Origin of the sequence: Saccharothrix sp. S26 (genome assembly GCF_021390395.1) — a bacterium.
In the GTDB taxonomy this organism is placed as follows: Bacteria; Actinomycetota; Actinomycetes; order Mycobacteriales; family Pseudonocardiaceae; genus Actinosynnema.
Map to the genome: position 1 here is coordinate 127,927 of NZ_JAJUWT010000019.1, position 11,812 is coordinate 139,738.

Sequence of the window (11,812 nt, forward strand, 5' to 3'; positions counted from 1 at the left end):
TCACGTGCGTGCACAGCACTCCCCGATCCGACCGGCCGCGGCGGCGGTCGTCGCCGCCGTCGCGGTGACCACCGCGGCGCTGGCCTGGCCCCAGCCCGCCGCCGCGGCCGCCGGGTGCCGGGTCGACTACTCGGTCCCCTCGCAGTGGCCCGGCGGGTTCGGCGCGACCGTCGCCGTCACCAACCTGGGTGACGCGGTGAGCGGGTGGCGGCTGTCGTGGGCGTTCCGCGGCGACGAGCGGATCACGCAGTCGTGGAACGGGACCCACACCCAGTCGGGCGCCCAGGTGACCGTGGCCAACGCGGCGTGGAACGGCGGCCTCGCCACCGGCGCGACCGTCTCGTTCGGCTTCAACGCCACCACGAGCGCACCTGCGGCGGTCCCGTCCTCGTTCACCCTCAACGGTGTCGTCTGCACCGGCACGACAACGACAACGACAACGACGACATCCACAACAACAACGACCACCACGAGCACGACCACGACCACGACCACGACCACGACGGCGCCGCCCGCGCGGCCGATGGCGGAGAACAACTTCCCGGTGACCCGTGAGGGCGCGTTCGGCGACAACCGGTACACGGTGTTCCGGCCGTCGAACCCGCAGGCGCTCGGCCGCCCGCTGCCCGTGCTGGCGTTCGGCAACGGCGCGTGCGCGCACACGAACAACAGCGAGGTGACGCGGGCGTTGACGTTCATCGCGTCGAAGGGCTTCGTGGTGGTCGACATCGGCTCGGTCGACGGTTCGCCCAACGGCCTGCCCAGCGGCTCCCCCATCCCGTCCCTGCTGACCGACGCGATCTCGTGGGCCGAACGGGAGCACGCCCGCCCGGGCTCCCCGCTGTGGCAGCGCCTGGACCTGGTCAAGGTGGCCACCGCGGGTCACTCGTGCGGCGGCCTGGAGGCGCTCGTCGCCGCCCAGGACCGGCGCGTGGCCGCCGTGGTCTCGCTGAACAGCGGGTTCTTCGCCGACGGGTCGTTCGGCTACCCGCGCTCCGAGGTCGGCAAGCTGCACACACCCGCCCTGTTCCTCGACGGCGGCCCCTCCGACATCGCCTACGCCAACAACCAGGCCACCTACGACCTGGCCACCGTCCCCGCCGTGCTGGCCAGGCAGCCCGAGGCCGGGCACGGCGGCTTCATCGGCGGCAGCCAGATGGCCGACGGCATGACGGTGCTCGTCCACTTCCTCGACATGGTGCTCAACGCCAACCCGACGGCGCGCGCCTACGTCCTCGACCCGTCGGGGCTGGCCGCCAAGGCGCCGTGGAGCGTGCAGCGCAAGAACTTCTGACGCCGGCGCACGCGGTTCCCCGTCCGACGGAGGCGATGTTCGGACGGGGAACCGCGCTCAGGGCCGGTTACGGAATCAGGAACACGCGGTGCCGTTCAAGGCGGGTGACGAGAACGGCGGCGAGGTTCCGTTGTAGTTCGCGTTGTAACCGATGGTCGTCGACCCACCGGTCGGGAGCGAACCGTTCCAGGACGCGTTGGAGACACGGACCGCGTCACCCGTGTCGCTCCACGTCCCGTTCCAGCCCTGCGTGACGGACACGCCCGGCGCCGAGAAGGTGAGGGTCCAGCCGGTGAGGGCCGGTCCCCGGTTCCCGATCACGATCTCGCCGGTGTACCCGCCCGACCACTGGCTGACCACGCGGTGGGTCACCGTGCAGCCGCTGCCGGGGTTGTTGCTCGTGGTGGTGGTGGTGGTCGACGTCGTCGTGCTGGTCGACGTCGGTCCGGCCGCGATGGCCAGGTCGTACGCGCGCTGCGGCACGAACTGGCCGGCGGGCGCGATGCAGCCGTCCGCCTCACCGGGCAGCTTGACCCACAGGAACGCGGCGATCCGGGAGTCCCCGGTGTCGGCCGTGCTGGGCCTGCCGATCGCCCGACCGGCGGGGTCGCACCACTCGGTGCCCAGCGGGCCGTTGCCGTTGCGGCTGGTGTCGATCACGGCCTTGAGCCTGCTGTCGCCGAGGGCGTTGAGGATGTTCTTGGTGTAGGCGACCTCGTCGGGCGTGCTGCGGTAGTTCGACACGTTCGACGCGATGCCGTCGGCGCTGTTGGACACGTCGGCGGCGCGCAGCCGGTTGGCCGCCTCCGACGGGCTCAGCCACGCGGAGTTGCCGATGTCGAAGTACACCTTGGCCTGCGCGGAGCCGGACTTGAGCTTCTTGCCCGCGTACGCCATCGACGCCCGGGTCTCGGCCTGCTGCGTCGAGCTCTGGCAGTTGCTCATGATCGGCAGCACGTCCGGTTCGAGGATGATCGCCGCCGGGCGGCCCGCCAGGCCCGCCGCGACCTCGTCCACCCAGGCCCGGTACGCCGAGTGCGACGGCGCGCCGCCACCGCTGGCGCCACCGCAGTCGCGGTTGGGGATGTTGTAGACCACCAGGATCGGGATCTTCCCCGCCGACGCCGCCGCACCGACGAACGAGCTGACCTCCGAGCGGACCGTCGAGGTGTTGGTGGTGTACCACCGCGCCTGCGGCACCGAGGCGATCCGGTCCCGGATCACCGCCGCCCGCGAGTCGCCGGGGTTGGCGGCGACCCACTTCGCGCTGGAGCTCGACGGGTCGACGTAGAACGCCGAGTCGGCGGCCTGGGCGGCCGTGCCGCCGCCCACGACCAGCGCCACGGCGCCGGCCACGAGCGCGCCGGACAGGGCGCACGCGCCGAACGCGCGCTTCGTCCGCGTCATCGCGTGTCCCCTCACAGCGCCGGGTACGCGTTCTGCACGAGCGAGGTGAACCCGGCCGGGAACCACACGCCGGCGTGCGGCGCGCCCGGCATGGCGCCGGTCAGGTTGCCGCCGTTGGCCTGGTCGTCACCGCGGTACGCCGGGTCGCACATCGGGTCGTGCTGCTTGCCCTCCTCGTTCGGGCCGTCGGTCTTGGTCGCGATGCCGTCCGACTCACCCGGAGGCTTGATCCACACGTAGGCGTCGAAGCCCGGTCGCGGCGCGGCGGTGGGCCGCTCGCCGATGCCGGCGCCCGCCTGGTTGCACCAGTTGCCGCGGTGCAGCTTGCGGTCCACCCGGCCGGAGTTCACGTAGGCGTCCACAGTGGACCCGGTGGCCGCGGTGGGCCGGTTCGGGCCGCCCCAGCCGTTGCGGGAGGTGTCGATCAGCATGCCGATGCCGCTGGGGAAACCGGCCGCGATGAACCGGTTGCGCATCTCGGTGCCGAAGTCGGCCTCGTCGAAGTACGGGTTCCACTGGTAGAACGTGGCCGACCGCAGCTGCTGGCTGCCGACGGTGAGGTTCGGGTCGGGCAGGTTCGGCTCGTCGGTGGGCGAGGTGTTGGCCATGTTGGACACGAAGCCGTCCACGCTGTTGACGCCCTTGGTGGTGCCCTTGATGGTGTTGGCGATCAGCTGCACCGCGGGGCCCATGTTGGAGTCCCAGCCCAGCCACCCGGAGTGCGCGATGTCCACGTAGTTGTAGACGTTCGGGATGGCGCTGAGCTTGTTCAGGGCGTACTGGATGCCCTGGACGTAGGCGCCGCTGGAGTTGGCCTCGGCGCACTTGGGCTTGCTCAGGTTCGTCACGAGGTTCGGCAGCGAGTCCGGCTCGATGATCCCGACGATCCGCAGGGAGCGGTACTTCGGGTCGGCCAGGATCGCGGCGATGGGGTCGATGTACTCGGCCTTGTAGCGCGCCAGGCCGTTCTCGCTGACCTTGAGCTCGCCGTTGGACGCGAGCGCCGCGCAGTCGCGGTTGGGCAGGTCGTAGACGACGACCTGGATCACGACCGGCGTGCCGCCGGCGGCCTGCCGCAGCGCCTCGTCGAGGTGGCCGGTCAGCCCGCGCCCGGCGGTGATGGCGCCGATGCGGTCCATCCACACGGCGGTGGAGTTCTGGGCGACCTTGCGCATGGACGTGCCGAGGGCGCCGCCGGTCGCGTCGGCCAGGTTGTTGACGTTCGCCACGTAGTCGGGGTTGAGGTAGCCCTTGGCGCCGACGTACGGGTTGGCCACGTGCACGCCGGGGTTCGTGTCCGTCGTCGTGGTCGTGGTCGTCGTGGTGGTCGTCGACGTCGTGGTGGACGTGGACGTGGAGGTCGACGTCGACGTGGACGTGGTGGTCGTGGGCCCGTCGCCGCACGTGGTGCCGTTGAGCTTGAAGCTCGTGGGAGCGGGGTTCGCGGACGAGTACGAGGCGTTGAAGCCGATGCTCGCCGAGCCGCCCGTGGGCAGGGACGCCGCCCACGAGGGGTTCTTCGCGCTCACGTGCTGGCCGGACTGCGAGTACGTGGCGCTCCAGCCGTTGGTGATCTTCTGGTTGCCCGGGAAGTCCCACTCCAGGGTCCAGCCGCTGGAGATCGGGTCACCGAGGTTCTTCAGCGTGACGGTGGCCGTGAAGCCGGTGTCCCACTGGTTGACCCGGTAGTCGACCGAACATCCCGGAGCCGCGCTGGCCGAGGTGCTCGCCAGCGTCAACAGCCCCGCGGACAGGGTCAAGGCGGCGGCAGCGGCGCCGCCGCGTGCCAGGTTCGTTGCTCTCATTCCGATGTCCTCGCAGCGTCGTTGCTGTGTTGGGGGATAGGGGGTCAGCGTTTCCGGGAGCGCTCCCAGTCGTGTGGTCGCCGATTGTCACCCGCCACGGCGGCATGACCGGAAGACTGTTCGACCCGGAATCGAGGAAAGGCGCGACCACTCGCGCCGCCAGGTCGGCCCGCCACGAGTGCGCGCCGACGACTGCCGTCACATTCAGGGGTCCGACTTCGATTCAATCTAGCCACGGCGCGATCACGCAGTCAATCGCCGGCCCCGGCTAAAAAATAGCGCGCGGAATTTAGCTCACACCGCGCGCGAGTTCGCCGGGGCGCACCGGGAGACAGTTTCGCAAGTTTTTCAGGAAGGTGTGCGCCGGACCGGTTCGGCGACGCGCCGGCGCGGTCGCGCCGGCGGTCGGACGCTGTCGCGCGGCACCAGCAGCGGCGTGGAGGCCCGGCGCACCTCGTCCACCGGGTCGCCCGCGATCTGCGCCATCAGCAGCTCCAGGGCGTCGCGGGCGACCGCGCCGAAGTCCGGCCGGACGGTGGTCAGCGGCGGGATGAAGTAGGCCGCCTCCGGCACGTCGTCGAAGCCCACGATGCTCACGTCGTGCGGCACCCGGCGGCCGCGCTCGCTCATCGCGCGCAGGATGCCCAGCGCCAGGTGGTCGTTCGCCGCGAAGATGGCCGTGACCTCGGGCATCCGCGCCAGGACCTGGCCCGCGCGGTACCCGGACGCGGCGCTCCAGTCGGCCGGGACGAGCGGCGGCACCTCCGCGCCCGCCGCCTCCAGCGCCGACCGCCAGCCCTTGATGCGGCCGAGGCTGTCGAACCAGTCCGAGGGCCCGGACACGTGCCACACCGTGCGGTGGCCCGCCTCCAGCAGGTGGGTGGTCGCGGCGAGCGCCCCGGCCTCCTGGTCCACCCGCACCAGCGGCGTCGAGCGCTCGGCGTCGCCGTCGACCATCACCAGCGGCACGCCGGGCGGCACGGTGTCCACCGCGTCGTGCGCCGACGCCGTGGGCGCGATGACGACGATGCCCGCCACCCGCTGGTCGCGGTGCCGCTCCAACGCCTTGGTGATCGACTCGCGGTCCAGCACGTTCACCCGGTGGGCGGTCACCACGAAGCCGGCCGCCACCGCGACCTGCTCGAACGCCGCCAGCAGCGAGACCGGCCCGCACAGGGTCGTGTTCTGGGCCACCACGCCGATCAGCTGGGAGCGGCCGGTGACCAGCGCGCGGGCGACCCGGTTCGGCCGGTAGCCCAGCTCGTCGATCGCGGCCTGCACGCGTAAGCGCGTCTGCTCCTGCACGTACGGGTGCCCGTTGAGCACCCGCGACACCGTCTGGTGCGAAACCCCGGCGAGCCGGGCGACGTCGGCCATCGCAGGCGCACCGGATGTCCTGTTCCCCACTACCGCCCCCTCCACGCTCGTTCCCGCCGAACCAGGGACCGAGCAGCGCGGAGCGCACCGCCGGGTCCAGCGCAGGGGAACTCCCGACGTCGTCGTCAACGGGGTGCCACAGCGGTGAACGGCGGCCCGCGATCGAACTGTTTCGACTTCGGGACTGATCGGCGGTGATCAGCATCCCAATGTAGTCACGGCCCATTTGTGGAGTCAACGCGGGGGTGCGCTAAAGATTCGAGCACCATTTTTTAGCGGCCATCACCGCTGGTCGCGCCCACCGGCCACGCAAATGTTTCGCGGACCCGCCCCGCGCCCAGCGCCGCGTCGCAGGTCAGCCTTGACACCCCTTTGTGTTATCGCTAACACTGTCGGGCAACATCGCGTTGACATCGCCGACCCATGCCGTTCACCAGGACACCTCGACCGCCGATCACCGGGTTTTCGCGGGCCCGGATGTTAACGGTCACATGTGTCCTCGCCCCGTGCTGCCCGGAACTCGCGCGCCGCTCCCCCACGACCGCGTCTGGAGTCGTACATGCCCTTTCCCGCCCACCGTCGACATGCCCGCCGCCCGCACCGGAGACGGCCGACCGCCGCCCTGGTCGCCCTGGCGGCGGTCCTCGCCTCGGTCAGCCCGCCCGCCCAGGCAGCGGAGGAATGGATGCCCCGGTCCTCGTACACGTCCACCGACCGGGGCGACGGGACCTATTCCGTGCCCCTGCTCGACTCCGACGTGCCCGACGTCAGCGTCGAGCGGGTGCCGGCGGCGGAGAACGACGAGGGCCGCGACGTCTACTACATGATCAGCACGACGATGCACCTCAGCCCCGGCGCGCCGATCATGAAGTCCTACGACCTGGTCAACTGGGAGATCGTCAACTACGTCTTCGACCGGGCGGACATCGGCGACTCGTTCTCGCTGCGCAACGGCCAGAACTCCTACGGCCAGGGGCAGTGGGCGTCGTCGCTGCGCTACCACCGCGGCAAGTTCTACGTCGCCTTCAACACCAACAACCTCGGCGGCTCCTACCTCTACACCACCGACGACATCGAGGACGGCGCCTGGACCCGGCTGCCGCTGGGGCGCGCCTTCCACGACCCGTCGCTGTTCTTCGACGACCGCGACGGCGGCACGCCCTACATCTTCTACGGGTCGGGCTCGACCAGCGCGGTCAAGCTGGACAGCGGCCTGACCAAGGTGGTGGCGGAGTACCCGGACGTCCTGCGGCCCGCGGACTACCCCGGCTCACCGTTCCTGGGCGGGCTGTTCGAGGGCGCGCAGGTGCAGTACATCGACGGCAACTACTACGTCGTGATCATCACGTGGCCCGCCGGGCAGGGCCGCCAGGTCGTGCTCTTCCGCTCGCCGCACCTGCTCGGCCGGTACGCGACCACCGACGGCGCCAACCCCTACCAGGCGCGCGGCGTGCTGAACTCGAACGGCTTCGCCCAGGGCAGCCTGGTGCCGATCACGCGTGACGACGGCCGGACCGACTGGCACGGCATGTTCTTCCGCGACTCGTTCCCGGTCGGCCGCATCCCCGCGCTCATCCCGGCCACGTGGCAGGACGGCTGGCCCACCTTCGGCCACGACGGCGTGGTGCCGGTGGACGGCGTGTTCGACAAGCCGATCCGGTTGAGCCCAGCGCAGGAGGCGCTGGAGCGGCAGAAGAGCGTCGTCTCCTCGGACGACTTCGCCAACGACGCGCCGCACAAGGCCTACATGGACGAACGGTGGACGATCCCGGCCCCGCCCCGGGTCGACGAGTCGCTGCTGGGCGTCGAGCTGGTGCGCAACCCCGGCTTCGAGTCGGCGGACCCCTCGCCGTGGGTCGCCCAGTTCGGCGCTTCCCTGAGCCTCGACCGGACCGACCCGGCGACCGGGTCGACGGCCCTGCGGGTGGGCAACCGGACCCTCAACGGCTCCGGGCCGAACCAGTCGCTGGACGGCGTGCTGCAACGCGGCGTCACCTACCAGGTCTCGGCGAAGGTGAAGTACGCCGCGGGCCCGGCGACCGTGCGGTTCAACCTGGTCGCGGACTGGGGCGCGGGCGTCCAGGTGATGGCCGCGGGCGACGTCCCGGCCGGCCGCTGGACGACGGTCTCCGGCCGGTACACCGTCCCGAGCACGGCCGCGACCGGCAAGGTGAAGTTCGCGATCGAGACGCCGTGGGGCAACCCGCAGCCGCCCTCGTCCACCGTCGAGTACCTGGTGGACGACGTCTCGGTGGTGGGACAGCCGGTGACCACCGAGCACCCGACCGAGGCGGAGATCAGGCCCAACGGCTCGCGGCTCGACCCCACCTGGCAGTGGAACCACGCCCCGGACAACCGCTACTGGTCCCTCACCGACCGCGAGGGGTGGTTGCGCCTCACCACCGGCAAGGTCGTCACCGGCGACTACGTCTACACCAAGCTGTCCAACCGGGCCGAGCTGACGTGGTTCGAACAGGCTCGCAACACGCTGTCGCAGCGCACGTTCGGGCCGAGGTCGTCGGCGGAGACCAAGCTCGACTTCTCCGGGATGCGGGACGGTGACGTCGCCGGCCTGGCGATGTACAACCGCGGCTTCTCCTACGTGGCCGTGAAACGGGTGGACGGGCGCGCCACGCTCGGGGTGGTCAACCGGGTGCAGCCGTTCCCGGTCACCTTCGACCAGGCGACCGCGGAGAGCTTCGTGCCCGGCACGGCGGTCCCGCTCGGCGACGCGACCGCCGTCCACCTCAAGGGTGACGTCGAGTTCGACGCGCCGACCGGCCAGGGGTGGACCACCTTCCACTACAGCCTGGACGGGCTCACCTGGCACGAGCTGGGCGACCGCGTCGGGCCGCAGGCGCTCGACGGCAGCCTGGCCCACTTCATGGGCCACCGGTGGGGCTTGTTCAACTACGCGACCCGACAGGCGGGCGGGCACGTCGACTTCGACCACTACCTGCTGAGCGACACGCTGACCGCCGAGGGCAAGCCGCTGGACACCGGCCGCCTGGACGCCGCGATCGCGCACGCGCGTTCCCTCGACGAGCACCACTACCCCGCCGACGCGTGGGCCGCGATGCGGGCCGCGCTGGACAAGGCGCAGGCCGCGCGGGCGGGCGCGTTCGGCACGCAGAACCAGGTCGACGCGCCCGAGCGGGCGTTGAGCCTGGAGCTGGCCCGGTTGGGCGTGGCGCGGTTCCCCGTCGCCGTGGCGGCCTCCGCGCACACCCGGTGCGCCGGGCCCCACGTGATGGTGACCGTCGAGGTCGTCAACCACGAAGCCGTCCCGGTGGACATCTCGGTCGGCACCCCGTACGGGACGAAGTCCTTCCACGACGTCGAGCCGGGCAAGACCCGTTCCCACCCGTTCACGACCCGTGCGCGGGACGTGCCGGCCGGTTCGGCGACGGTGACCGCCTCGGCGACGGTCGACGGCGAGCCGCGCACGGTCGAGCTCTCGGCCCCCTACTCGGCGCGCACCTGCCGGTGAGCGACCCACGCACCCGGAACGATCCGCACACGCAGAACAAGGAGAACCACGTGCACCGACAACGTCCACATCGGTCGAGACGGCGCAGGGCCGTCGTCCTCGCCGCCGTCGGAGCCCTGCTCTCGGGCGGCCTCGCGGCAGCGCCGACGGCGGCGGCCGCCGGACCGAACCTCATCACCAACCCGGGCTTCGAGGACGGCCTGTCCGGGTGGACCGTCAACAACGGCAACGCCACCGACGGCGCGACCCTCGCGCCCACCGGTGACGCCTACGCGGGCACCGGCGCGGTGCTGGTGACCAACCGCAAGACCACCGGTTCCGGACCGGCGCAGGACCTCGCGGGCAAGGTGCGGGCGGGCAAGACCTACACCGTCACCGCCCGGGTGAAGTACGAGAACCCGGCCAGCCCGGCGACCAAGCAGTTCTTCGTCACCATGCACTACGGCGGCTCGACCTACACCAACCTGGGCACCGGCACGGTGCCGCGCGGCCAGTGGGGCCTGCTCCAGGGCACGTTCACGATCCCGGCGGGCCAGGCGGTCACCACGCCCCGCGTGTTCGTCGAGACGCCGTGGACGGCCGACCCGGCCTCCGCGCCCGCGGTCCACCTGATGGACTTCAAGGTCGACGACGTCGTCCTGCGCGAGTTCACGCCGTCCACCACCATCGAGGTGCTCGGCAAGAACCCCGGTGAGGGCAACCCGCTGATCTCCCACAAGTTCGGTGCCGACGGCAACGCGTTCGTGCACGGCGGCCGCGTCTACGTCTACATGACCAACGACACCCAGGTGTACAACCCGGGCCCGGACGGGATCTCGCCGACCAACACCTACGGCGGCATCAACACGATCACCGTGATCTCCTCCGACGACCTGGTCAACTGGACCGACCACGGCGAGATCGCGGTCGCCGGGCCGAACGGCCTGGCGAAGTACGCCTCGCAGTCGTGGGCACCCGCGGTCGAGAGCAAGGTCGTCGACGGCAAGGAGCAGTTCTTCCTCTACTTCGCCAACAACGGTGCCGCGACCGGCGTGCTGGTCGGCGACTCGCCGCTGGGCCCGTGGCGCGACGAACGCGGCAGCCTGCTCATCACCGCCCAGACGCCGGGCGCGTCGGACGGCCGCAACTGGCTGTTCGACCCGGGCGTGTTCATCGACGACGACGGCCAGGGCTACCTGTACTTCGGTGGCGGCGGCAACGACGGGTCCAACTCCTACGAGAACACCAACCACCCGAAGTCGACCCGCGTCATCAAGCTCGGCGACGACATGATCAGCACCGAGGGCGCGGCCGAGACCATCGACGCGCCGCTGATGTTCGAGGCGGGCCACGTCTTCAAGCGCGAGGGCAAGTACTACTACTCCTACTCGTCCAACTTCGGCTTCGGCGGCCCGATCGACCCCAACGGCCCGCCGACCGGCGCGATCGCCTACCTGATGGCCGACAGCCCGATGGGCCCGTGGACGCCGGAGAAGTACGCGGGCGTCATCTTCAAGAACCCGGGCGTCTACTTCGGCGCGGGCGGCAACAACCACCAGTCCGTCTTCGAGCTGGGCGGTGAGTACTACTTCACCTACCACGCGCAGACGCTGAACCGCCGCATCACCGGCGGCGCGACGCAGGGCTTCCGCAGCCCGCACATCGCGAAGCTCGAGTTCAACGCGGACGGCACGGTGAAGGAGGTGCTGGGCACCTTCGACGGCGTCGAGCAGATCCGCCGGCTCGACCCCTACCGGGTGGTCGAGGCCGAGACCATCGCGTGGCAGCAGGGCCTGGCCACCAAGCGGCTCAACGCGGTCGACGACGTGCCGCAGTTGGCGCTGCACGACGTGGACAACGGTGACTGGACGTCGCTGTCGTCGGCGGACTTCGGCACCGGCGCGACCGGCGTGTCCGCCCGCGTCAAGCCGTTGACGGCGGGCACGGGCATCCAGGTCCGCCTGGACGACCGCGCCGGCCCGGTGGTCGCGACCATCCCGGTCGACGGGCCGGTCGGGCAGTGGGCCGAGGTCGGGACCGAGCTGTCCGGCGTCTCGGGCGTGCACGACGTGTACTTCACGTTCGTCGGGCCCGACGGCCAGGACCTGGTGGAGGTCGACAACTGGCGGTTCACCAAGCCGTCGCTGAAGGTCGAGGGCTCCGCGGACACGCGGTGCGCCGGCCCGAACGTCATGCTGACCGTGCGGGTGACCAACGGCGAGGCCGTGCCGGTCGACGCGGTCGTCGAGACGGCGTACGGCTCGAAGTCGTTCGACGACGTCGAGCCGGGCAAGACCCGCTTCCACCCGTTCATGACCCGGGAACGGGCCCTGCCCGCCGGCGCGGCGACGGTCACCGCGACCGCCACCGTCGACGGGCGTGAGGAGTCGGTCGAGGTGTCGGTGCCGTACGCGGCGCGCACCTGCCGCTGACCGCTCGGCGAGGTGGCCCGGGTGTCCC

At 71.1% G+C, this 11,812-nt stretch carries 6 protein-coding genes; 3 read left to right on the plus strand and 3 right to left on the minus strand.

Annotated features, from left to right (window positions below; translation table 11 throughout):
• Nucleotides 1-4 precede the first annotated feature (4 nt).
• Nucleotides 5-1,294: a cellulose binding domain-containing protein gene (locus LZG04_RS28465; protein ID WP_233822525.1), complete on the plus strand. Its 1,290-nt coding sequence runs from the start codon at nt 5-7 to the stop codon at nt 1,292-1,294.
• 75 nt (nt 1,295-1,369) lie between these two features.
• Here LZG04_RS28465 and LZG04_RS28470 read toward each other — a convergent pair whose 3' ends face one another.
• The 3 genes from LZG04_RS28470 to LZG04_RS28480 all read right to left on the minus strand — a co-directional run bounded on the left by LZG04_RS28470 (nt 1,370) and on the right by LZG04_RS28480 (nt 5,883).
• Nucleotides 1,370-2,701, minus strand: coding sequence for a glycoside hydrolase family 6 protein (locus LZG04_RS28470; protein ID WP_233822527.1), 1,332 nt, complete (start codon nt 2,699-2,701; stop codon nt 1,370-1,372).
• 11 nt (nt 2,702-2,712) lie between these two features.
• Complete coding sequence (locus tag LZG04_RS28475) at nt 2,713-4,506, minus strand: glycoside hydrolase family 6 protein (RefSeq protein ID WP_233822529.1); 1,794 nt, start codon at nt 4,504-4,506, stop codon at nt 2,713-2,715.
• Nucleotides 4,507-4,854: 348 nt separating this feature from the next.
• Complete coding sequence (locus LZG04_RS28480; RefSeq protein WP_233822531.1) at nt 4,855-5,883, minus strand: LacI family DNA-binding transcriptional regulator; 1,029 nt, start codon at nt 5,881-5,883, stop codon at nt 4,855-4,857.
• A gap of 685 nt (nt 5,884-6,568) precedes the next feature.
• Between LZG04_RS28480 and LZG04_RS28485 the strand changes: the two genes are divergently transcribed.
• Entirely contained in the window at nt 6,569-9,373 is a 2,805-nt protein-coding gene (locus LZG04_RS28485; RefSeq protein WP_233822533.1) for a family 43 glycosylhydrolase, read from the plus strand.
• A gap of 50 nt (nt 9,374-9,423) precedes the next feature.
• A complete protein-coding gene (locus tag LZG04_RS28490) occupies nt 9,424-11,784 on the plus strand; it encodes a family 43 glycosylhydrolase (RefSeq protein ID WP_233822535.1) in 2,361 nt (786 codons plus the stop codon).
• Nucleotides 11,785-11,812 lie beyond the last annotated feature (28 nt).